We start from the raw sequence: 23,827 nt of genomic DNA, 5'->3' as shown, positions 1-23,827 counted from the left end.
ATAAAAAAATGCCACAGAGAATTCATGGTCGACGATCAGGTTTCGAGAGCAGAAACCAACCCTCTATCGTGATCGGGCTTCTTTCTCGATCAATAATACTGGACGTTTCTTGGGTTTTCAGCCGGGCCCGGCGTCGCACCACGCAGAAATGTGTGACGGTTCAACGTGGGCGCTGCCCTATACTGCGTGTCCCTCAAGGAGGAGACAGCATGGGCGATGGCCGCGTTTGTTGGGATGAAGTCTATTCGGGCAAGGCAGCGACAGAGCTGAGCTGGTATGAGGCGCATCCCGACCTGTCTCTCAAACTGATACTGGACCATGCGTCCGCACGCCGAGCGGTAGTCGATATTGGCGGCGGCGTCTCATTTTTGCCGGATGCCCTTCTCGACGCTGGTTTTGATGAGGTGACGAGCCTTGATCTGTCTGCTGTCGCGCTCAAGTGTGTTGCAGCAAGGCTGAAAACTGCCGGAGCACGTTTTCAGCCGGTTGTCGCCGATGTAACAGAGTGGGAGCCGGGGCGAGTTTACGATGTCTGGCATGATCGTGCCGCGCTGCATTTTCTGGCCGCCCCCGAGGCTCAGGCACGCTATGCACGCGTTCTGCGGAAGGCTCTGAGCACAGGCGGTATCGCGGTTATCGCGACTTTCGCCCCAGACGGCCCAACCCGTTGCTCGGGCCTGCCGGTTGTGAGGCATGATGCTGTCTCTATCGCTTCGCTTTTGGGGGAGGGGTTCACATTGCTGGCAGAGCAGCGACACACCCATCACACGCCCGGCGGCGCACGCCAGAATTTTCAGAGCGTGGTTTTTCAGAAAACTGGCGGTGTCTGAACGATCACCGCTCATCAGGCATGGGAGGGGACAAAATCACGAGTTGTTCTGGAGGGCAGTTTTACGTGAGAAATGTGTCCCGCATCCAGTCGATCACGGCCGCGCGCTGCCTTCCCTTATCCGTGTCAGCATCAACGGCCCAGAGAGACAGGGGCGGTAGATAGCGAATTGTCGTCTTCGACTTCATGAAGAATACTCATTGGGGAGGTCATTGATCATTCCTTTCGTTCCATGAGCGTGGCATCCGGCGCTGGACGTTCAGGGGGCGTGATGAGAAGGTCTGTCCCCCGGTGTAACCCTTGATAGCAGCAGGAGGCGAAGCGTCACATGATCGAAATCCGGGTCGATGATCTCACAGGGGCAGAAACCCGGGCCCTGTTGGCCCTTCATCTGGCGGGCATGGCGGAGGATACGCCTTCAGCCAGCCGGTTTGCCCTTGATCTTTCAGGTTTGCAGGTGCCTGAAGTCACGCTCTGGTCAGCACGGATTGAAGGGCGTGTGGCAGCGATCGGGGCGTTGAAAATGCTTGGGGAAGGACTGGCTGAGGTCAAATCGATGCGTACCCATCCCGATTTTCTGCGACGCGGGGCCGGGGCGAAAATTCTGGCGGTCATCATCGCCACGGCGCGAGAGCGCGGCCTGAAACGCCTGAGTCTGGAGACCGGCACCGCCCCGGCATTCGCCTCAGCAATCGCGCTTTATCGCAAGAGCGGTTTTGTCAGCGGGCCAGCTTTCAGTAGCTATCAAGCGAGTGCGTATAACCAGTTTTTTCATCTTGATCTGTGAAAACCAGCTAGAGCACGCGCCCTGGCCGGTTTTCGGGTTGTGCCGTGAAGGACACGTTATCGGCTGATCATAATCTCGATCAGATTGGTGGCCCCACTCGCAATGCTGGCCTCAATGGCCGGAGCGATATCCTGTGCGCGTGTCAGGCGACGCGCCGGAACCCCCATCGAGGTGGCAAGCGCCTGATAATCGATGGTCGGATTGACGAGATCCATGGCGATGAAGCGACCGGTCTGGGCTGCCGTATAGTTTGCCTGACCGCGCATGAAATTCTTGAGCACGTTATATTCGCAGTTATTCATCACCACGAAAGTGACAGGCAGTTTTTCATGGGCGGCGGTCCAGAGCGCCTGCGGTGAATAGAGGGCGGCGCCATCGCCTACCAGGCATACGACGGGCTCGCGTTTGAGGCCGAGCGAGCAGCCAATGGCGGCTGGCATGCCCCAGCCAAGCGCGCCCCCACGCAGAAAGGAATATTGCGCCGGGTCATCACTCTCGAGAAAACTGCGCACGAAAGTCGATGTCGCGATGGCTTCGTCGACGATGGGTGTATGTGGCCCGATGGCACGCACCGCCTCGCGGGCAGCGAGGATGGGCGGAATGCGCTCAGCATCGAAGCCTGCATCGGCGCGTGCATGCAGGGCACGACGCTCTTCCTGCCTTCTGTCTCGGGCGGCGCTGCCGAGTGCCGCATAGTGAAGTGCATTTTCGGCGCTCGCTGTCGAGAGAAGAGGCAGCAAGGCCGAAAGAGACGGCTTGAGAGCGCCACAGCTCGAGAGAAGGGTCGGATAGGTACGGCCCAGATCGGTCACATCCGACGAAAGCTGGTACACTGCGCATCCCTCAGGCACGGCAGAGCCTTCGGTATAGAGAATGGTGATGAGCGATTTGCCACCAATGGCAAAAATGGCATCGTAATCCGACAGGATCTCGGCAATGCCGCGCGCCGTGGTCGGCAGATTGCCCCGCCAGAGAGGATGTGCGGTGGGGAAAGGCACGCGAGACGGCCAGGATGAGCCATAGACAGGCGCCCCGAGCATTTCCGCCACGGCAACAGCCTCCGAGGCAGCCTTGCTGGCGTGAATCTCATCCCCCGCGATCAGGGCCAGACGCCCCGGTGCGATGGCTGAGAGTGCCTGGGCCAGTTCTGTCAGACCCCCGGCAATGGAATCGCGATTGATGCGTGAGGGGGCGCCGCTCCCGATGGTGCTCATCTCTTCCATGATATCCATGGGCAGCGAAAGAAAGACCGGGCCGGATGGCGCTGCGTCGGCGTCGTGAAAGGCGCGTCGGACGAGGGTCGGCAGCTGGTCGACAGAGGCGACCTCCTTCCCCCATTTCACGGCAGGCTCTGCAATCTTGAGCAGATCGCCGAAAAGCAGCGGATCGGTGACGGCGTGACGCAGATCCTGCTGCCCGGCGGTTACGACGAGCGGCGTTTGGGATACATGGGCGTTGAGCAAATTGCCCATACCATGGCCCAGACCGCCTGCCGTATGCAGGTTGAGAAAGCCGGGGCGTCCTGATGATTGCGCGTAACCATCGGCCATGGCGACGGCACTGGCTTCCTGCAGGGCCAGAATATAGCGGATATCGGGCTTGCGCAGCAGGCTGTCCATCAAGGGCAGCTCGGTCGTGCCGGGATTGCCGAAAATATACTCCACTTTCTCCGTGGCAAGAATTTCGAGCAGGATATCGGCGCCGCTTCGGGCATTGAGCGTGCTGGTTCTGGCAAGGCTTGCTGTCATGGTCTCGATCCTGAAGAAAGATGCGAAAAACAGGATCGCAAGCCTAAAAGGCAGCGATCGTCTGACGAGACGATATCACGCCAGTTTCTGATAAAAATTGCGTTTTTCAATGCGTTTCAGCTATTGAAAAGAAAAAACAATTCGAATTTACGGCAATCTGGAGCATAAAAATTGCTTGAGGAACTCGATGCCATCGACCGGCACCTGCTGGTCCTGCTGCAACAGGATGCATCGCGTTCGACAGCCGAGCTGGCCGATCTGGTTGGCCTTTCCCAGGCGCCCTGCTGGCGGCGCATCCAGCGTCTGAAGGATGCGGGCATTCTGCAAAAGCAGGTCTATCTGGTTGATCGACGCAAGATCGGGCTGAACGCCCAGCTCTATGCGCTGGTCAAGCTGACGGCGCATGCGCGCGGTAATCTCGCCGCTTTCGAGGAAGCGATACGCGATTTTCCCGAGGTGCAGGATTGTTATGTGCTTCTGGGGTCGACGGATTTCATTCTGCGCATCGTGACGCGCGATATCGAATCCTATGAGCAGTTCTTCCTGAAAAGACTGGCAAGCGTGCCCGGTATTCAGGAAGTCAATTCGATGGTGGCGCTTTCGGAAATCAAGCACACGCTCGAATTGCCGATAGAGCGCCTGACCTCCTGAAAATCGGGATCAGAGGGGCCGATGCCCCTTTGCAGATGTCAGGGTATCCCTCTGACGGGAATTACCAGCAGCAGAAGCCGCCATCGACCAGCAGATCGACGCCCGTGCAGAAAGACGCAGCGCGGGAAGAGAGGAAAATAGCTGGTCCGACCATTTCGCGCGGCAGGGCGATGCGGTTCATGGGAGTGTCGTTTTCGAACACTTTCACGCGTTCGGCCCATTCGGGACGGGTGTTCATGGGGGTGGCGGTATAGCCGGGGCTGATGGTGTTCACGCGAACGCCACGGGTTGCCCATTCCATGGCCAGGCTTTTGCTGAGATGGATCACGGCAGCTTTCGAGGCGTTGTAATGCGCCTGCATGAGCCCACGATTGACGATCACGCCCGACATCGAGGCGATGTTGACGATCGACCCGCGGCCATTGGCGAGCATGGCGCGACCCTCGGCCTGAGACGAGAGAAACACGCCAGTGGTGTTGATATCGAGCACACGCTGCCACTGATCGCGGCCCATTTCCTCTGCCGGAGCCGCATTGGCGATACCTGCGGCATTGACCGCGACAGAAAGCAGACCCAGCTCGGTCTGGGTGGCGGTAATGGCATCGGCGAGGCTCACCTCATCCGTGGCGTCGCCCGTGCAGACCAGAACAGAGCGCTTGAGCCCGCGAATGCGGTCAGCGGTTTCATCGAGTCCCTTGCGTGAACCCGGCAGGTCGAAACAGGCCACCGAGGCGCCTGCTTCTGCAAGGCCGATGGCAATCTGCTGGCCAATTCCGCTGCCAGCGCCGGTTACGAAAGCGATGTCGCCCGAGAGGTCGAAAAGATCCATGAGGGTAATCCAGTGTTCCGATGTCAGGAAAAAGGGCGGCCCTCATGGGCCGCCCTGAAAGCAGAAAAATCAGTGGGTCTTGCGGCTTTTGACGCGGGTCAGAACCGCCTCGGCGCGGGTCACGACATTGTCGACAGTGAAGCCGAAATGGCGGAACAGATCCTGCGCAGGGCCGGATTCACCAAAGCCGGTCATGCCCACCACATCGCCATCAAGCCCGACATAACGAGCCCAGTAGAGGGTGCTGGCGGCTTCAATGGCCAGGCGTGCCCTTACGGCATCGGGAAGCACGCTTTCACGATAGGCGGCATCCTGCGCATCGAATGTTTCGGGCGAGGGAAGCGAAACCACACGGACGGCCACGCCCCTGGCGCGCAGGGCCTCGGCGGAGTCGAGGGCCAGGGTCATTTCAGAGCCCGTGGCAATCACGATCAGATCGGGTGTGCCGGTGCTGTCTGACAGCACATAACCGCCGCGCCATGCATCGCGCAGCTGAGCCTCGCTGCGGTTATGCTGTTTCAGGGGCAGGCGAGAGAGCGAGAATGCTGTTGGCCCATCCAGACGTTCAAGCGCGCTGACCCAGGCGATGGCGGCCTCGACCTGATCGCAGGGGCGCCAGGTGACCATGTTCGGCGTCTGACGCAGGCTGGCCAGCTGTTCGACCGGCTGATGTGTCGGCCCGTCTTCGCCCAGACCGATGGAGTCATGCGTATAGACCAGAATCTGACGCTGTTTCATCAGGGCGGCCATACGCACGGCGTTGCGTGCATATTCCATGAACATCAGGAACGTCGCGGTATAGGGAATGAGCCCGCCATGCAGCGCAATACCATTGGCCATGGCGACCATGCCGAACTCGCGCACGCCATAATCGACGTAATTGCCTGCAGGATCGAAGCAGACCGAAGAAGAGCCCGACCAGCGTGTCAGGCAGCTCGGGGTAATATCGGCACAGCCACCGAACATTTCCGGCAGATGCGGCGCAAAGGCCTCGATGGCATTCTGCGAGGCCTTGCGTGAGGGAATGTCCTTCGGGGCGTCCTGAAGACTGCGGACAAAGTCGCGAGACAGGCTTTGCCAGTTTGCCGGAAAGCCCTTGTTCTGACGACGCGTGAATTCGGCTGCAAGCTCCGGATGCGCCGCCTCATAGCGGGCGAAGAGGGCGTTCCAGGACGATTCCGCCTCGCGGCCGGCCGGTCGATGATCCCAGTCGCGATAGATTGCTTCAGGGATTTCAAATGCCGGATGAGACCAGTCCAGACGAGTCCGTATCTTCGCGATCTCATCGGCAGGAAGGACGCCTCCATGCACCTTGTGGGTGCCGGCATAGCCTTCGGAGCAGCCCTGACCGATGGTGGTGCGGCAGATGATCAGGCTTGGGCGGGCCGCTTCGGCACGAGCCTTTGTCAAGGCATCCAAAACGGCCTCGGGGTCGTGCCCGTCGATCTCGCCGATGACCTGCCAGTCATAAGCCTCAAAGCGCTTGCGGGTGTCGTCGGTATAGACGCCGTCGATCGGCCCGTCATTGGTGACCATGTTGCGGTCATAGATCGTGATCAGCTTGCCCAGACCGAGCGTGCCTGCAAGGGCGCAGGCCTCGTGCGAGATGCCTTCCATCAGGCAGCCCTCGCCGACATAGGCATAGGTATGGTGATCGACGATCGGCAGTCCGGGGCGGTTGAACTGTGCCGCCAGCGTTTTTTCGGCAAGGGCCATGCCGACGGCATTGGCGATTCCCTGGCCGAGCGGGCCGGTGGTGGTCTCGATGCCCGGTGCGTAGCCGAACTCAGGGTGGCCCGGTGTCCTGGAGTGAAGCTGACGGAACTGCCTGATATCGTCGATGCTCAGGTCGAAGCCGGAGAGATGCAGCAATGCATAAAGTAGCATCGAGCCATGGCCGTTGGAATAAACGAAGCGATCGCGATTGCACCAGGCCGGATTGGCGGGGTTGTAGCGCATGACGTCACGCCAGAGCACTTCCGATATGTCGGCCATCCCCATTGGTGTGCCGGGATGGCCTGACTGTGCCTTGAAAATGGCATCGATGGCGAGAATGCGAATGGCGTTGGCGCGCTGGGTACGTGTGGACATGGAAAGACTCTTGTCTGGCCCCATGGTGGCGGGCGGTGAATGTTAGAATTCTGAATGAAATGATATGTATTAAACTCTGTTCATGATCATGGTTTGACAGAAAGAAAACCTGCTTCGTTTCATATGAGATGGAAGAGAGCGGGCTCTCATTTATGATCGAACTAAATTTCAAATATGACCTATTTCAGGTATATATAAATCATAAAAATGTGATGAATGTCCTTGATTTGTATTTGTATGGGAGAGGGTGGAAGACGCGTATTTATATAATAATAAAAAGGTTTCATTCAAAAATACGTCATAATGCGCGATATATCTCCTTTGAGTTCATGTATCGTTCTTGAATGAACCCATTAAAAAACGTTTATCATATCAAAGCTGTCAGAGTGAACGTCTCATACGAACATATGATCTGGTATCTATAACTCTTTTTTGTGATTTGCCGGACCCCGCCAACCCGCGCAAAGGAGGACGGGCCAGGCACGCTGCCCAGCAGCTAGAGGCCTTTTGTAAGACTCAGGAGACACACGATGGCAGGCGGGACATTCGTCGGGGGGGCACGGTCCGCAACCGGCACTCTGCAAGACATCGAACCAAAAACGGCTTTCGAACGCTTCGTATCATGGGCAGGTATTCCGCCGGTCATGATCTGGGGTTTCATCGGCACGCTGCTCTTCATGATCGGCGATGGCGTGGAAAGCGGCTATCTTTCGCCCTACCTCGTCTCGCTCGGCTTTCAGGAGCATGACGTCGCCGGTCTCTTCACCATCTACGGTCTGACCGCTGCCATTTCCGCATGGGCCTCGGGCGCGCTTTCAGACATGTGGGGCAGCCGCAAGGTCATGCTGGTCGGTCTGGCAATCTGGATCCTCTTCCAGATCGGTTTTCTCGGCTTTGCCCTGCCGTCCAAATCCTGGGCGCTGATCACGCTGTTCTACGGCCTGCGCGGTTTCGGTTATCCACTCTTCGCTTTCGGCTTCCTCGTCTGGGTTGTCAGCACGGCCCCCGTGCAGAAACTCGGCTCGGCTGTGGGCTGGTTCTGGTTCTGCTTCACGGCGGGTCTGCCGACGCTTGGCACGACCATTGCGGGTGTCCTTCTGCCGATCATTGGCGGGTATTCCACTCTGTGGGTCGCGCTGAGCTTCGTTATCTTCGGCGGAGGTCTGGCTCTTCTGGGCATGCAGCGCGTGCCGCGTGTCGAGACAGGGAACAAGGGGGCTATCAAAACCCTGTTCATGTCGCTCGCCATTGGCTGGCAGCGTCCGAAAGTGGGTATTGGCTGCATCGTGCGCGCCATCAACACGTCTGCCGAGTTCGGCTTCCTGGTGTTCATGCCGCTCTATTTCACCCATACGCTCGGCTTCACCATGGGCCAGTGGCTGGCAGTTCTTCAGGCTATCTTCATCAGCAACATCTTCTTCAACCTGTTCCTGGGCATCATCAGTGACAAGCTGAGCTGGAGATATACGGTTCTGATCATGGGTGGCGTTGGCTCCACGCTGAGCACCATGGCCCTGTATTTCGCACCGACCCTGCTCGGCCCTGACCATCTTTTCATCGTCATGATCGCCGGCGCCTTCTATGGCATGACCCTGGCTGGCTATGTGCCGCTCTCTGCCCTGATGCCCTACCTGGCTCCCGAGAACAAAGCTGCCGCCATGTCGCTGCTCAATCTCGGTGCTGGTGCCAGCGTCTGGATCGGCCCGGCCATCGTCTACATCTTCGAGCCTGCCTTCGGCGTGTTCGGTGTGATGGTTGTCTACTCCATCATCTACTGCATCAGCGCGATCCTGACCTACTTCCTGAAGCTCGACCCGGAGGTGGAAGCCCATCTCCACGCTACCCGAGCTTCAGCCAAGGGGCTGGCTCACTAATCTCCCGGAAGCATCTGTGAGACGGAAAAAGGCGGGGCCCATGGTCCCGCCTTTTTTGATTCGGGCAGTTTCTGACGATACATCCCTGACCGCGCGTAATTAACGATTAGGATAGTGATTTCCATGCCGTAACGGTGTGTCGGTTGTGCCTCGGATAAATATAGAGATTGGTGATAATATCATAACATATTGATGAATAACGGTATTTACTCAGAATAACGAGGGAGATCCAGTGTGACATTGTTGCATGATCGTAGCTAAACTTTGTAATAAAGTTGTAACTCGCCTTGCGGGCGTTAACGAACTCCCGTTACGAAATAGGAATGTTGTGACGATCTTTGTCGCAAAATAACCCATTTTGACGGAACGCCCGATGACGCCCCTCAATCGAGAGACGAATGAAGCTGCAGGGATCTGCAGCATGGTTGCCCCGTCACCCCGACGGAAACGAGGACTCGCTGCCGGACTGATGGGCGCGACTGCTTGTGTCGCCCTGTTGCATTTCGCAAGTGAGGCACAGGCACAAACTGTTTCATCGCCTGAAACATCCACGATTCCTGCTAATGCTGCTAAGACACCCGCCAAATCCAGGGTAACAGTGCCTGCGACCAGCACTTCAGCGCGTGCGAAAGTCGTTTCGGCCCGCGTCTCCAACAGCTCTGCGGCCAATGCGTCGTCGGGTGCCGAGACCATCATGGTCACGGGTTCGCTGTTCCGCGACCCGAACACGACCAGCGCCTCGCCGATCACCCATATCACCATGAAGGATATGCAGCAGCGCGGCATCAAGACCGTTACCGATGCGCTGCAGCTTCTGTCTTCCAACGGTGCGGGCAATCTGACCAATGCCTGGTCGGCCGGTGGCGGCTTTGCTGCTGGCGCTTCTGCCCCATCGCTGCGTGGCCTGAGCACGGATTCGACCCTGGTGCTCATGGACGGTCAGCGTCTGTCCTATTATCCGCTGGCCGATGACGGCGAACGTAACTTCGTCGACACCAACTGGATGCCGCAATCCATCATGCAGAGCGTCGATGTGCTGCAGGATGGCGGCTCCGCCACTTATGGTGCCGATGCCGTTGCCGGCGTGGTCAACATGATCACCCGTAAGGAGATCAAGGGCTTTGAGGGCAATGCCGAGGGTGGTCTGACCCAGCGCGGCGATGCGGGCCATCAGCGCCTTTATGCCACCTGGGGTCATGGCGACCTTCATAAGGACGGCTATAACTTTTATATCAACTCGGAATATCAGCAGGACGACCCACTTTATTACCGTCAGTTGAACGCGCCCTATAATAACGGCGACCTTACCGGTATTGGTGGCAGCAACGGCAACGCCAATATCGTTTCCGATGGGGCAATCACCAATTTCTCGCCTTCCACGACGGCTATCGTTCGCCCGGTTACGGCCACAGGCACTGGTACAGGCCCGTGGCAGCTCCTGAACCAGCAGGCAGGATGCCGCACCGGCACCGACGGTCTGGTGACAGGCACCGTTTCCGGCACGACAGGCGCCAGCCAGGCCTGCTCCTGGAACACACAGAAATATGCCCAGCTGGCGCCCGACCTGCGTCGCGTCAGTGCCACGGCGCATTTCACGGCCAATGTCACCGAGCGCTCTCAGCTGACCGCCATGTTTACCTGGTCGCAAGCGCGCTCGATCAGCACCGGTACACCGGCTTCCACCTATGGTGGTTCGTCCTACAGTCAGGCCAAGCTGGCCACGGCGCAGAACACTTATCTGCCTGTTTATCTGGCTGACGGCTCGCTCAACCCGAACAACCCCTACGCAGCGCTCGGCGAGCAGGCCCAGGTCAATTACCGTTTCGGCGATCTTCTGCCCACCACGACCGAGACCAGCCAGAATTTCCGTGGCTCGGTGCGTTATAACGGTTGGCATCCTTCGCGCTGGGGTTCTGACTGGAATTACGACGTCAATTTCGTCGGGATGAACACGCTTCTGAACCAGACCATCACGGGCGTGCCCACGATTGCCGGTATCCAGAATGCGATCACGAGCGGCAGCTACAATTTTGTCGATCCGTCGCTCAATTCGCAGTCTGTGCTCAATTCGATTGCACCGCGTAATGTGATCAATGCGCGCACCCAGGAATATTCGGGCGAAGCAACCCTCAGCAAGGGCCTGTTCCGTCTGCCGGGTGGCATGGCCAAGCTCGCAATCGGCGGTAACATCCGATACGAGGCATTGAATGACCCCAATGCCAATCCGCTCGACACGCTGAATCCGGCCAATCAGTACACCGGCATCATCAACCCTGTGAACGCGCAGGGCAGTCGTTGGGTCGAATCAGGTTTCTTCCAGGCAGATGCGCCAATCGTGAAGATGCTGGATGCCGAAGCTTCGGGCCGTTACGATCATTATTCCGAAGGTTTCAGCCATTTCTCTCCGAAATTCGGTCTGCAGTTCAAGCCGACTGAGAAGCTGACCCTGCGTGGCACGTTCCAGAAGGGCTTCCGCGTTCCGAGCTTTGCCGAAACGGGCGGGTCCAATGTGGGTTATACGACTTACACGCCGAATAACGCCAATTTCGTCAGCCAGCATCTGAACTCAAACGGCACGGCCAATAACTACGCGCAAACCTATTACATTGGCTCGAACACAGCCGGTAATCCGAATCTGCGCCCTGAAACCTCAACCAATTTCTCAGGCGGCCCGATGTTCCGTCCGACGCGTTGGCTGACGCTCGGGGCTGACTATTATTACATCCGCAAGAACCACTATATCGCCCCGAACCCGGTCGGGACGACGAACGTGGCTAATGCCTATCTCGCAGGTGAAGCACTGCCGACAGGCGTGACCGTCACGCCGGATATTGCCGATCCGCAGAACCCGAGCGGTCAGCTCCGTCCGGGCATCATCAATCTGGGCTACGTCAATACGAACAAGCTCGTGACCGACGGTTTCGATCTGACCTTTGAAGCCAATACGCAGCTTCCCGGCGTGTTCCGCGAAGTGCATTGGTACAGCAAGGGCACGGCGACCTTTGTCCGTCGCATGAACCTGACCAATCCTGATGGTTCGGTTTATCGCTTTGCCGGCACGCTCGGTCCTTATGGCGCTGTGTCAGCCTCGGGTACGCCGCGCTGGCGCGCCAACTGGTCCAACACGCTGTCATGGCGCAAGCTGGCGGTGACGCCGACGGTCTATTACACCAGCGGCTATCGTACGACGGCAGAAGACCAGACGGGTTCGAATACGGCAGGCAATTGCGCCGATGCGCTCACCATGAGCAGCTTCGTTCCGAGCGGGCAGTGCAAGGTCAAGGCTTTCTGGGATGTCGATCTGACGGTGAACTATCAGTTCAATCGCCGCTGGAGCGCCTATGCCAACGTCTACAACCTGCTTGGCTTCAAATCGCCTTACGATTTCGGAACCTATGGTGGCTATCTCTACAACTCGTCCTGGTCGCAGAACGGTGTCGTTCTTCGTTCCTTCCAGTTCGGTGTGAAGGTCGTTCTCTGATCTTTCAGAGCGCTTGACACGAAAAAACCCTCCGGGCTTTGCGGCCCGGAGGGTTTTTTATTGCCCCCGCTCCCCATGCCGTAAGCAGGCTGAAGGGAACGGGCAAAACCGGATCAAGAGAGCGATTGGCGTTGACGATACCGTTCTCGTCTCTGAGTGAAGAACAGAGGGGCCGGTATCAGTTCCTGTAATCGGGCTGTTCGCGGTCCAGCTTGCGGCGCAAGGCTTTCCAGATCATCTGGCCCTGATCGGGGTCGGTCTCGAACTGGGAACGAGCGCGCAGCACTTCGGCTTCGCTGGGGCAATGGAGTGGCGCACCGGTCGATTGCGCGGCCAGCTGCACGCGGCAGGCCTGTTCGAGATAATACATGCGATAAAAGGCCTGAGCGACGGAACTGCCTATGGTGAGCAGGCCGTGATTCTGCAGGATCAGCCCCATATTGTCGCCCAGATCGCGCACCAGACGTTCGCGCTCGCTCATATTGTCATCTGCTGCGATGCCCTCATAAGGGTGAAATCCGATACGTCCGTAGAACTCCATATTGATCTGGTTGAGCGGCAGAATGCCGTCCTTCTGCGCGGCGATGGCCATGCCTGCCAGGGTATGGCTGTGCATCACACAGGCCGCATCGGGATGGGCACGATGGACGGCGGAATGAATGACGAACCCTGCTGGGTTGACCGGCCAGCTTGTCTCCTGCTGTGGGTGACCCTCTGAATCCACCACGACAAGCGAGCTTGCCGTGATTTCCTCGAACAGCAATCCGTAGGGATTGACCAGAAAGCGATGCCCTTCTCCCGGCAGGCGCACGGAGAGATGGGTATAGACCATGTCGGTCAGATCGAATTGCGCATAGAGGCGATAGGCGGCAGCCAGTTCCTCGCGCAGTTCCTGTTCCGTCTGAGCCGTCACGGTGTCACCCCTGTCTTGCTGAAATGGCCGAATGTATTGGTGCGTCGTGTGCCCTCGGGCAGGGAAATTTCGCCGCGCTCGCGTTTGGCGATGAGATAGGAATAGGTCTGCATGGCCTGAGCCCACATATGATCGCCGATCTTGACGGCCTCATACTCCGTATCGCCTTTTTCGAAAGCGGGGAGGGGGCGGATTTCGTGATGGTAATCGCAGGCGTAGAAAAGCGGGAAGGAATAACGCTCCTCTTTCACGCTGCGCACACGATGGGCGGTTGCCACAAAGGCGCCTGCCGTCATCATTTCGAGCATATCCCCGATATTGACGACAAATGTGCCGGGAATGGGAGGCGCATCGATCCATTCGCCGTTGCCGTTCAGCACTTCCAGACCCGGCTTGTCGGCCAGAAGAATGGTGAAACATTCATAGTCGGTATGGGCGCCAATACCCGGCGCATCCTGCGCCTCGCCGTCATAGGGATAGTGGATCATGCGCAGCTTCGACGGGGGGAATTGCGCGACGTCATCGAAAGCGTTTTCATCGAGCCCAAGGGCGAGCGCGAAGCCGCGAAACAATACGCGCCCCAGATCGAACACCGCCGCATAATAGGCGCTGGCTTTTTCGCGAAATCCCGGAATTTTCGGCCAGTCATTCGGCCCGAGCAACGGGGTTCCTGACTGAACGAGTGGGTGATCAGCGGGCACCTCGAAGCCGATATCGAAGGCTTCCTTATGGTCGGGGCGGGATTTGTTATAGATTTCCTCACCTTCCGGCACGAAACCTTTGTGAGAGGCCGAGGCGCCGATATAGCGCTCCATCTTCTTCTCGAAGGATTGGGCAAAAAAATCCTTTGCTGCCTCACGCACATTCCCGATCAGTTCGGGGGCAACCTGATGCCCGGAAATATAGAAAAATCCGATCTTGCTGGCTGCGTGCTGCAGGGCTGCAGCCACTTTCTGACGCTCGGCCTTGTCATCGGCATACAGCCCGGCGATGTCGATCACCGGAATGGACGTGAACGTCTCTTCTGTCATGTCAGAAACTCCTTGCTGGAGATGGAGCAGGAAAACACCCTGCGAAAGACCTGCGTTGTGCATCGAGCAACCAGCGATTCATGGCATGCCGGTCTGCAACGGGCAGGTTGGTGAAGGGCAGCGTATGTGTATAGCCATCAGGCCCGCATTCGGGTGTCAGCGTGGTGCACGCATAGCCACGCCGGGCCTGATCCATCCAGATGGTGCGCCAGAAATTCTGATGAAAACGCAAGGCAGAAGCATGTTCGGGCGCACCGGGATGTGAGACCTGCGGTCCCTGATCATAGCCTACGCGCGCCTGCACATGATGCACGCGCGCGATGAAGGCGCTGAAATCGTCGCAGGGATCATCGAGCAAACGTTCGCAGCCAACCACCCAATGGCTGATATCGGCTGTGAACAAGGTATCAGGAACCTGGGCGACGACATCGAGCGCGACCCAGGGAGTGGCGCAGAGCCGGGCGCGATGGGTCTCGAAACTCAGAGTCAGGTCGTGCGTGCGCCCGATCGCCATGGCGCGGGAGATGAAGTCGGCCTGTTTGGCGGCAGGCCACCGGTCATTGCCGCCCAGAACATTGACAAAACGCGGTGCGAGCAGGGCGGCACGAGCCAGGGCGACGTCCAGATCGGCCAGATGATTCTCAAGCGAGGCTTCCTGACGGGGCACTACCCCGCCGCCGGTCAGGGCGATGGCGATATAGGGAGCCCCGGTAGCGAGCAACGCCTCGCGACAGGTGGGGAGGTTCTGCAAATCCGGAATGCGCCCTTCGATCCCGTCAAACCCTTCTGCGCGGGCTTCGGCGATACTGTCGGCCCAGGGGCGGGTATCGCCCCAGAGCGTGCGATAGGTCTCAAGGCGCATCGCGGCTCCGTCAGAAATTATAGCGCAGGTCGCAGCCGACCCAGCGCGGGGTTTGCAGGAACTGCACGCGGGAATTGTCAGACCCGGTGAAGGAATAGGTATTGCCGTGCTTGTTGAGCATGTTGTCGACATAGACAGCTGCTGTCCATTTGCCGGTTTTCGGACCGACTTCCATACGCATGCCGAAAGAGCTGATCTTGTCGGTCACGCCATTGGGGTCACCCAGCGCCACCAGCATATTGTCTTTCCAAGTGTAGCTGGTCTGGAGCGTCAGGCGATAGGCGCGCGGCAGATCGATGCCGTAGCGGGCAACCGCATTCCAGGAAAAGCGCGGTGCAAAAGGCAGCACCGAATGGGCACTGACCGTGGAAAGCAGCGGCAGGCCCCCGATATCGTTGACCGGGCTGATATTCTGCGCATCGAGATAGGCAAAGGAACCGCGCAGATCGAGATTCGGGATCAGGTCATGAAGCGTGCTCGACAGTTCGCCACCACGGGTACGTGCCCGGGGAATGGGGCCGAGGCTGAGCGAGGTGATGTTCATGGGCATCTCAGCCACGAAAAGCGTCTGACGGTTGTGATATTCGTAATCAAACAACGCGCCTTCGATCTGCACATGATTATGCAGAAGGCTCGTCTTGGCGCCAATCTCGTAGGCGATCATGTTTTCAGGGCGCACATAATCCAGCGCCTGAGGCGCCGAGACAGGAGCTGCGAAATAGGCGCCTGCCTTGTAGCCGTTCGAAATAGTGCCATAGACGAGCGTCCCGGGAACGATCGTATAGCGGAGCCCCACGCGCCCGGTCAGGCGGGCATAGGAATGGGTGGTGTCGAGGCGTGACAGATAGGCGCCTTTGGTGGTGAGTGCGCCCGCATCGTCGATCGTACCGCCATTGAAGCCGCGATCATCCCATGAGAAGCGGCCGGAAGCGATGAAATCGAGATTTTTCAGAACATTGGTGACCGTGCTGACATAAAGCCCGGTCGAGACATTCTGCTGCACGAAGCGGTCTGTCAGATTGCCGTTCGGCACGCCAAGCAGGAAAGAGCGATAGCTCGTATAGGCGCCGTTGATCTTGTCCCAGGATTCATAGATGCCGACGGTAAGGTGAAAGCGTTTTGCCAGATCCATCTTGAGATGCATGTCATGCGACTGCGCAAGCGACGTGTCATTCCAGTGATAATCGCCGACGCTGATCGATTCACCGTCGTAATTGTCGTAATCGCTGCGGCGGAATGCGTCGAAGGCAGTGGTGGAAACGAATTGTCCCCAGTTGAAATCATGGGTGTAATTGATCGAAACCCCGCCGCCATTTTCATTGCGTCCCACACGGTTCGATCCGACATTCACGGCCTTGTATGAGGCGTTCGGCCCCACGCCCACTGTGCCATTGGCAAAGCCGTTCACCGCATCGCCATCCACATCCTGAGGCGACATCGAGATGCCCTTGTCGCGGGTATAATGGATGTTCAGCAGCAGGTTCGACCGGTCATCGATCAGAAACCGTGTCAGATTGCGCAGGCCGAGCTGGTCCTGAGACCCGTAGCGTTTGCTGGTGTGAATGTCGCGCTGCCAGCCATCGCCGTTGATATAGGAGAAGGCCGTGCGGTTCTGGATCCTGTCGCTGATGGGCACATTGATGGCAGCGCTCGCGGTGTTGGTGCCGTAGCTGCTATAGCCCCAGTTTACATACCCCCCGAATTTGCCATCGGGCTTGGTGGTCTCGACAGCAATATTGCCACCCGTGCTGCTGCGGCCATAATCGAAGCCCTGCGGCCCTTTCTCGACGCTGACCATCTGGGTGTCGAACATCTGGCCGGTATAAAAGACGGGGTAGGGCGCAAACACGCCATCCTGATAGATGCCGATCCCGCCCATGTTGTTGCCGGTATAATCATCAAGGCCGATGCCACGGATCGAAAACACTGGCGTGCTGCCTGAGGTTGCGTTGACCGCGGTCAGGCCGGGCGTATAGGCCGCGAGATCCTTGGGGCTGGTGATATGAAGCGCCTGCAATTCGCGGCCGCTCAGCACATTCACCGTTGCGGCAGTCGTCAGAAAGCGCTGGGCGCGCGAGCCCGTCACCTGGATGGCCTCTGGTGCGGCATGCACGGGCTTGTGCCGCGCTGCTGTCTTATGCCCCGTGTTGTGGCGTGCGGCCGCCTTCTGGGTTGCGGCCAGCGTCGCGTTCTGGGTGCCGAGAAGCACCAGTCCGGCAGAGAGCGAGAGGGCTGTGCTGGTAAGGCGGAGAAATCCTTTGGGCAGGCGCATCGTCATGAAAAGGACTCCCGTCAGTGGCTTCCTGCTCATTGAGAAGGCGAAACGACCTGTCTTTCGATTGAAAAAAACCAAACCTCACTTTGTCAGATCATTACCCATGATGGATCATCTGGTTCAGAAAATGACGTGCGCGCTCGGTCTGCGGGTTCGAAAAGAAGGATTCCGGTGGGGCGACCTCAAGGATCGTGCCCTTGTCCATAAAGACCACGCGATCGGCGATATGGCGCGCAAACCCCATTTCATGGGTCACGCAGATCGTGGTAATCCGCCGCTCTGAAAGCGCGTCTATGATGCCGATGACACCCTTGATGGCCTCGGGGTCGAGCGCCGCCGTGGGTTCATCGAAGAGGATGATATCGGGCGCCATGCACAGGGCGCGGGCGATGGCCACACGCTGCTGCTGCCCTCCGGAAAGCTGGATCGGATATTTATCGGCCTGTTCAGCAATGCCGACCTGTTCGAGATAATGGCGGGCAAGGGAATCGGTTGCGTCGTAATGCGCTTTGCGCACCAGTCTGGGTGCCAGCATGCAGTTCTGCAGCACGGTGAGATGCGGGAAGAGATTGTAGTTCTGGAACACCATGCCCACGGCGCCACGCAGCAGGGGCAGGCTGGTCTTGTCGTCAATGATCTCGCCATCGATCATCAGCACACCGCTATCATGGGGCTCGATACGGTTGAGCGTGCGGATCAGGGTTGATTTGCCCGAGCCGGAAGGGCCGAGCACGACGATCTTCTCCCCATGGCCGATATCGAGGCTGATCCGGTCCAGCGCCAGAAACTCACCGTAGAATTTGCTCATCTTGCGCAGGCTGAGGGCGCAATCGGGATTGGGGGGCAGATTATGCAGCATGACGCGGCCCTCCTGCTTCGGGCAAGGCCCGGACGGATTTGCCGGCTTCTCTTGCGGCGCCATCACGGCTTGCCCAGACAAAGCGGGTTTCTATGCGTTTCTGCAGATGCAGGAAGGCAAAGACCATGGCCAGATAATAGACGAGCGCCGCCGCATAATATTCGGTGAATTCGAAGCTGCGTGCGACCTGAACCTGTGTGATGAATAGCAGCTCCTGCAGCGAGATAACCGAGGCCAGAGAGGTCGTCTTCAGCAGGGAGATGAACTCATTGATCGTGGGCGGCAACGCCACGCGCAAGGCCTGCGGAAAGATCACATGGCGATAGATCTGGGCCTGGCTCATGCCCAGCGCCTGCCCGCCAGCCAGTTGCCCCGGGTCGATGGCGCTGAGGGCGGCGCGATTGATCTCGACCTGATAGGCTGATTCATTGATCGACAGGCAGATCCAAGTCGCCAGAAACGGTGAGAACCAGCTTTCGCGGAAAATCGGAAAGAATTGCGGCAGCGCATTCCAGATGAACAGAAGCTGGAGCAGCGTCGGCGCCCCACGAAAGACGGCTACATAGGCCCGCAGAAAGGGATGCCAGAGCGAACGCGGGGCATTCAGCTTCAGGGCAATCGGGATGGAAAGCACGATGGCAGTGGCATGAGAGGCGAGGGCGATGGCCAGCGTCATCCCCGCGCCCTTGAGAAAGGCCATCGAGAACAGGGCGGAAAAGAAGGTCGTCGTATTGAAGCGGGGCCGTTGTGTTGCAACGCCGAGGGCCTTGCGCGCAGCACTGCCCACATTCCATTTCTTTTCCAGTGCGGCGATGTCGCCCTTCTGCCTCAGCGTGTCGAGCGCACTGGCCAGAAGGGCGCGGTCCTGACCGGCGCGGCGAAGATAGAGCGCGAATTCCGAATAGCCGGGCAGATGAGGGCTGTAGATGACATGCAGTTTTCCGCCGAGCTGGGCCTCACGGTAAAAAAGCTCGACATCCTGGCTCAGGAAATTCTGCACACGCCCCACCAGAACCTGCTGCACAACCTGATCTTCACTCGGGTATTGCTGCAGCGCGATGGGTGGCTTGCCACGTGCGGCAAGTTCCTGATTGATTTCCTCGATGCGGGCGGCGTAGCTCGTGCCCGATTCCACGGCGAGGCTCTGCCCTGCCAGAGCGTCGAAGCTGTTCACCGGTGCAATCTTTTCCGGCGCCACGATCACGGGGGAGGTTTCGAGATAGGCCACGGCATCGAACAGACGCTCACGGGATGTCTGCTTCAGCACGCCACTCATCACCAGCCCGCAACGCCCGGCGCTGAGGCTCGGGAACAGCCCGGTGAAGTCCATGGTTTCGAATTCGACCGGTACCTGCCAATAGGCGCCAAGCGCGCGGGCGAGGGCGATATCGAAGCCGTCGAGCGCCGAAAGATCAGCCCCGTTGACAAAGGTCATGGGGGGCAGCGTCGGATTGGTGCAGACCCGCAGCACCCCGCCCTCAATGAAAGAGGGACGCTCCTGCGCCTGTGCCTTTTCGCCTGTGAGGCAAAGAGCGATCAGGGCCAGAATCTGAGAAAGGCGCCGCATCAGCATGTCTCTTCGAGAATGGAGCGGAAGGTTTCGGCCATGAGACCGTTTTCCGGGGTGGGGCGGATCAGGAAATAGAAATGATTGACCAGATGCAGGTCATTGAAGGCGATGTGACGCAGGCGGTCCTGCTGAATCATCTGGGTCACGAAGAGTTCGGGCAGGAACCCGATATACATTCCTGATAAAATCAGGAGCGCGCGAGAGTCGATATTGTCTGCTTTTGCGGCAAAATTCATGCTCGGGCGCAGTTCGTCCCATCTCGGCGAAGACGCGGCATCGCTGACGCTGATCATGCGCGCTTCGGCAAGCGAGGCAATATCGATTGTCTCTTCCGGACGGTCGAAAAGCGGATGGCGCGCGCCGCAATAGAGATTGGAGCGCTCACTGAACAGGGCCGTGGCCTGCATCTCGGGCTGCTGATGCGGATAAAGAGTGATCCCAGCCGTTGCGGTGCCGTTGCGGACGGCAAATTCGACATCGCGTGTCGAGGCGGAACGTACATCCATTTCGACAGCTGGATAGCGGCTGGTAAAAATCTGGATGGCGCGCAGCAGCGCCGTTTCGCCATGAAACTGGATATTATCGGGCAGATAGAGGCAGAACCGGCCCGAGAGCGTGCCGCTCACATCATTGATCCGCTGCTGGAACAGATCGATATCGTTAAAAAGCTTCGTGGTGGCTTCGAGCACACCTTCGCCTTCACGCGTGAGAGCAAACCCGGCCCGGCCGCGATGGCACAAAACCATGCTCAGCCTGTCTTCAAGGGCGGCAATATCGATACTGATAGAGGATTTGCTTTTGCCCAGCGCCAGCTCTGCTGCTGCAAAGCCGCCATGCTGCGCCACACAGGCAAAGACGCGCAGAAGCCGCAGATCGACCTCGGCGATACGCCCCTGAAACCCGCTGGCACGGGGCAGGCGTCGGGGAGTGGGTGCAGGGCGTAGACGGGACAAGAGCAATGATCCTGTTTCAGACAACATGCGATGATAGCTCTCCCTGCGACACGATCAACCGTTTGTACCGCTCCCGATACGCTTGACGTATCCGGCGAGTATGGAGGGCAGAGGGGGTATTTTTAATTTATGAAACGCCAAACCAAACTCCACCTCATTGTGATTGAGGAATGATCAGGCCCGTCCTAGCGTCTGGCCCAGCCCGGCAAGGGCGGCATGGCATCAAAATGGGAGAAGACGATGACCGTTGAGCGCTGGTTCATCGATAGTGAAACCGGAACCCTGTCGGATGTGCTGCTCTGCCCACCCGATTTCTATACCTGGAATCCGAGCAATGACATTGCCATCCGCACACTCGCCAGTGGGGCGCGGCCTGATCCGGCGCTGCTGAAACAGCAATTCGACGGTCTGGTGGCGCTTCTCGAAAAAGCCGGGGTGAAATGCCATTTCCTGACCCCTGAAGAGGGGTTGCCCTATCAGGTCTATACGCGTGATTCGTCCCAGACCACGCCATGGGGCACGGTGGTGACGCGTCTCATGCGCCCCGAGCGTCAGCCCGAGGCGCGGAGCATCGAGGCATTTTATGGCGAGAGCGCCATCACAGCCCGTTGCACCGAAGGGTTCGTCGAGGGGGGCGATATCCATATCATCCGGCCCGGCCTTCTGGCCGTAGGGGTAAGCGGTGGTCGCACGACGATCGAGGGTGCGCAGGCTTTCATGAAGCCTTTCGAAGAGGCGGGGTGGACCTGCCGCATGATCCATTTCCCCGAGCATTTCCTTCATCTCGACGTGATCTTCACGATGGTGACGGACAGCCTCGCGATCGGCGTGGTCGATGTGCTCGAAGACGAGGATCTCGCCTGGTTCGAGGCGCAGAATATCCGCATCCTGCCTGTGACCTACAAGGAGGCCATGCGGGATATGGGGTGCAATGTGCTGGCGCTCGGTGAAGGGCGCGTGGTCAGTCCCTCGCATTCCCGGCGCATCAACGCCATGCTGCGCGACAACGGGTTGACGGTGCTCGATACGCCGCTTGACCAGTTCTCTCAGGGCGGTGGCAGTATTCACTGCATGACGATGCCGCTCAGACGTGCCAGTCTGAAAGACTGATCCTTCTGTCTGGTCATCAGAAACAGGACGATCTCTGGAAACTGGAAAGGGGCAGTCGATGGCACCGCGTCTGATCATCAGCGCCGATGGCGCAGAGGCCTTCGAAGGCTGGCGCGACTCTTTCGCGCGCCATGCTCCCGATATCGGGGTCCTGTCCTGGTTCGATCCTGCTACCCGTTGTGAAGACGCCGATTATGCCCTGGTCTGGGAGGCGTCCGATGACGATCTGCGCGCGATGCACCATCTGCGCGGCATTCTCTGCACCGGGGCCGGTGTCAATCATCTGATTGCCAGCCCTACGTTCCCTCATCATGTAAGACTTGTGCGTATGGGCGGCGGAGAGACCGGCGCGCTCATGGCCGATTATGTGCTCTGGGCGCTGATAGGCCTTCTGCGCGATGCCCGCACATGGGCGCTGCAACAGGCACGTCATGTCTGGGCGCGTAATCTGGTGTCGCGGACCTCTGATCAGACTCGCGTCACGGTTTTAGGCTACGGCCAGATTGGTGCTGTGGTGGCGCAACGACTGGCCCGTTCGGGTTTTGCCGTGTCGGCCTGGCGTCGTTCTGGCGAGAGCGGGCAGGATGAGGGCGTTGCCGTGCATGTCGGGCGCGATGTTCTGCCTGACCTGCTGGGCAGCACGGATATGCTGGTCAATCTTCTGCCCAGCACGCCCCAGACGCGCTTCCTGCTTGATGAGGCCTTTCTGGCCAGGCTGAAACCGGGCGCGGGACTGGTCAATGTCGGGCGTGGGGATCATCTGGTGGAAGAGGCGTTGCTGACGCTTCTCGAAACCGGGCATCTTTCGGGTGCCGTGCTGGATGTTCAGTCACAGGAGCCCCTCGGACCGGACTCCCTGCTCTGGGATCACCCCCGGATCACCCTGACACCGCATATTGCGTCAGAGGCGTCGAGAGAGGCGCAGGTTCTCTATCTGGCTGACGTCATTCGTCAGCTTGAACGCGGCGAAACCCCGGCGCTTCTTTACGACCGCGCCAGGGGGTATTGATCACAGCGCCAATCGGGGTGCTGTCCCTTTCTCCCTCATGCGCGGTATAAGATCAGCCAGTATGATCGGGCTGTTTGCCGCGAGGGAGAGCAAAAGACATGCGTCGCGTCGTGATCAATCGGGAAGTCGACAAGGAACGTCTTGCCTCGTTTTTCAGGTCGAACGGGCATGTCGGCCTAATCGAGCGCGTTACGGGCGTTGAGGGGCAGGCTGTTTCGCTCGATGATCTGGTCAGGCGCGGTGTGGCCGAAACCGGCCTGCGCTATACCCAGGGTGCGCTTGGTGCGGCTCTCTCCCATCTTGGCTTGTGGAGCCAGTCGGTGCAGCAAGGCGCCCCATTGGCCATTTTCGAAGATGATGCCCTTCTCTGCCGGAATTTCGACACCGAAAGCGAGAGGCTGATCGCAGAGCTGCCCGAAGGGTGGGATGTTCTTCTGCTGGGTTATAATTTCAACGCACCGATCACGATCGACGCCTTGCCCGGTATTACCCGTGGCACCGTGACACTGGATGAAAAACAGATGCAGGGGAATGCAGGGCTCTTTGCAAATAAGGAGGTCGTGGCGCGGGCCTTTCGGCTGCAGCAGGCCTTTGGGCTTTGTGCCTATGTGGTGTCGCCCAAGGGGGCACGTGCCCTGCTCGCACGGTGCCTGCCCCTGCGTGCGCAGGAATACCAGCAGCTCGGCCTGGAGCGCATGGTGCGCAATGTCGGCATCGACGTCGTGACATCCTATCACTACAGGCAGCTCGATGCTTTCGGGGCCTTTCCGCCACTGGCTATTTCGCCGAATGACAAGTTGGATTCATCAACTAGAAGAGGAATATAAATAGGGAGATTATATTTTTCAGAAAATAAAGATTTTATAATCTAGAATAATATAATTGTAATACTGTAAACTATACAAAATTATCTTATTTTCCCGGATTTGTTAAATAAATATTATAGAGATTCCCT

General features: G+C 58.4%; 18 protein-coding genes. 8 read left to right on the top strand and 10 right to left on the bottom strand.

Going from position 1 to position 23,827, the window contains the following annotated elements; genetic code table 11:
- The first annotated feature begins 209 nt into the window (after positions 1-209).
- Positions 210-830 (top strand): class I SAM-dependent methyltransferase, encoded by a 621-nt coding sequence (locus AAID99_RS10250; protein ID WP_188425614.1) that lies wholly within the window; start codon positions 210-212, stop codon positions 828-830.
- Between the two features lie 327 nt (positions 831-1,157).
- Positions 1,158-1,616: a GNAT family N-acetyltransferase gene (locus AAID99_RS10245; RefSeq protein ID WP_498493783.1), complete on the top strand. Its 459-nt coding sequence runs from the start codon at positions 1,158-1,160 to the stop codon at positions 1,614-1,616.
- Positions 1,617-1,672: 56 nt separating this feature from the next.
- On the opposite strand, the gene AAID99_RS10240 is transcribed toward AAID99_RS10245, so the two are convergent.
- On the bottom strand, positions 1,673-3,364 hold the full coding sequence (locus AAID99_RS10240; RefSeq protein ID WP_498493782.1) for a thiamine pyrophosphate-binding protein: 1,692 nt from the start codon (positions 3,362-3,364) through the stop codon (positions 1,673-1,675).
- Positions 3,365-3,535: 171 nt separating this feature from the next.
- Here AAID99_RS10240 and AAID99_RS10235 point away from each other — a divergent pair, with 171 nt between their 5' ends.
- The gene (locus tag AAID99_RS10235) at positions 3,536-4,015 is read left to right on the top strand and encodes an Lrp/AsnC family transcriptional regulator (protein WP_188425617.1); all 480 of its coding nucleotides are present in this window, start codon (positions 3,536-3,538) and stop codon (positions 4,013-4,015) included.
- A gap of 61 nt (positions 4,016-4,076) precedes the next feature.
- Here AAID99_RS10235 and AAID99_RS10230 read toward each other — a convergent pair whose 3' ends face one another.
- Both AAID99_RS10230 and tkt read right to left on the bottom strand, forming a co-directional pair.
- Positions 4,077-4,844, bottom strand: a complete 768-nt coding sequence (locus tag AAID99_RS10230) for an SDR family oxidoreductase (RefSeq protein ID WP_498493781.1) — start codon at positions 4,842-4,844, stop codon at positions 4,077-4,079.
- A gap of 69 nt (positions 4,845-4,913) precedes the next feature.
- Positions 4,914-6,935: a transketolase gene (gene tkt / locus AAID99_RS10225; protein ID WP_498493780.1), complete on the bottom strand. Its 2,022-nt coding sequence runs from the start codon at positions 6,933-6,935 to the stop codon at positions 4,914-4,916.
- Positions 6,936-7,465: 530 nt separating this feature from the next.
- On the opposite strand from tkt, the gene AAID99_RS10220 reads away from it, so the two are divergent.
- On the top strand, positions 7,466-8,809 hold the full coding sequence (locus AAID99_RS10220; protein ID WP_188425620.1) for an MFS transporter: 1,344 nt from the start codon (positions 7,466-7,468) through the stop codon (positions 8,807-8,809).
- A gap of 469 nt (positions 8,810-9,278) precedes the next feature.
- Positions 9,279-12,290, top strand: coding sequence for a TonB-dependent receptor plug domain-containing protein (locus AAID99_RS10215; RefSeq protein ID WP_498494292.1), 3,012 nt, complete (start codon positions 9,279-9,281; stop codon positions 12,288-12,290).
- Between the two features lie 178 nt (positions 12,291-12,468).
- On the opposite strand, the gene AAID99_RS10210 is transcribed toward AAID99_RS10215, so the two are convergent.
- From AAID99_RS10210 to AAID99_RS10180, 7 genes are all read right to left on the bottom strand, one after another.
- A complete protein-coding gene (locus AAID99_RS10210; RefSeq protein WP_498493779.1) occupies positions 12,469-13,203 on the bottom strand; it encodes a class II aldolase/adducin family protein in 735 nt (244 codons plus the stop codon).
- Positions 13,200-14,234, bottom strand: coding sequence for an isopenicillin N synthase family dioxygenase (locus AAID99_RS10205; RefSeq protein WP_498493778.1), 1,035 nt, complete (start codon positions 14,232-14,234; stop codon positions 13,200-13,202). Before AAID99_RS10205 ends, AAID99_RS10210 begins: the two co-directional genes overlap by 4 nt.
- 1 nt (position 14,235) lies before the next feature.
- A complete protein-coding gene (locus tag AAID99_RS10200; RefSeq protein ID WP_498493777.1) occupies positions 14,236-15,096 on the bottom strand; it encodes a sugar phosphate isomerase/epimerase family protein in 861 nt (286 codons plus the stop codon).
- Between the two features lie 10 nt (positions 15,097-15,106).
- Positions 15,107-17,374 carry a TonB-dependent receptor gene (locus AAID99_RS10195; protein ID WP_498493776.1) on the bottom strand — a complete coding sequence of 756 codons (2,268 nt, stop codon included), beginning with the start codon at positions 17,372-17,374 and terminating at the stop codon, positions 15,107-15,109.
- Positions 17,375-17,468: 94 nt separating this feature from the next.
- Positions 17,469-18,230: an amino acid ABC transporter ATP-binding protein gene (locus AAID99_RS10190; RefSeq protein WP_188425625.1), complete on the bottom strand. Its 762-nt coding sequence runs from the start codon at positions 18,228-18,230 to the stop codon at positions 17,469-17,471.
- Positions 18,220-19,797, bottom strand: a complete 1,578-nt coding sequence (locus tag AAID99_RS10185) for an ABC transporter substrate-binding protein/permease (RefSeq protein ID WP_229719598.1) — start codon at positions 19,795-19,797, stop codon at positions 18,220-18,222. The genes AAID99_RS10190 and AAID99_RS10185 overlap by 11 nt, the downstream gene beginning before the upstream one ends.
- A complete protein-coding gene (locus tag AAID99_RS10180; RefSeq protein WP_229719599.1) occupies positions 19,797-20,753 on the bottom strand; it encodes a LysR family transcriptional regulator in 957 nt (318 codons plus the stop codon). Before AAID99_RS10180 ends, AAID99_RS10185 begins: the two co-directional genes overlap by 1 nt.
- A gap of 240 nt (positions 20,754-20,993) precedes the next feature.
- Here AAID99_RS10180 and AAID99_RS10175 point away from each other — a divergent pair, with 240 nt between their 5' ends.
- The 3 genes from AAID99_RS10175 (at position 20,994) to AAID99_RS10165 (ending at position 23,699) form a co-directional block, all read left to right on the top strand.
- Complete coding sequence (locus AAID99_RS10175) at positions 20,994-21,863, top strand: dimethylarginine dimethylaminohydrolase family protein (protein ID WP_188425628.1); 870 nt, start codon at positions 20,994-20,996, stop codon at positions 21,861-21,863.
- 58 nt (positions 21,864-21,921) lie between these two features.
- On the top strand, positions 21,922-22,872 hold the full coding sequence (locus AAID99_RS10170) for a 2-hydroxyacid dehydrogenase (protein WP_188425629.1): 951 nt from the start codon (positions 21,922-21,924) through the stop codon (positions 22,870-22,872).
- Between the two features lie 98 nt (positions 22,873-22,970).
- On the top strand, positions 22,971-23,699 hold the full coding sequence (locus tag AAID99_RS10165) for a glycosyltransferase family 25 protein (RefSeq protein ID WP_188425630.1): 729 nt from the start codon (positions 22,971-22,973) through the stop codon (positions 23,697-23,699).
- Positions 23,700-23,827: the final 128 nt, after the last annotated feature.

The organism is Asaia sp. Ae19-3 (assembly GCF_059801175.1).
This window is presented reverse-complemented; position numbering and strand designations above follow the sequence as displayed.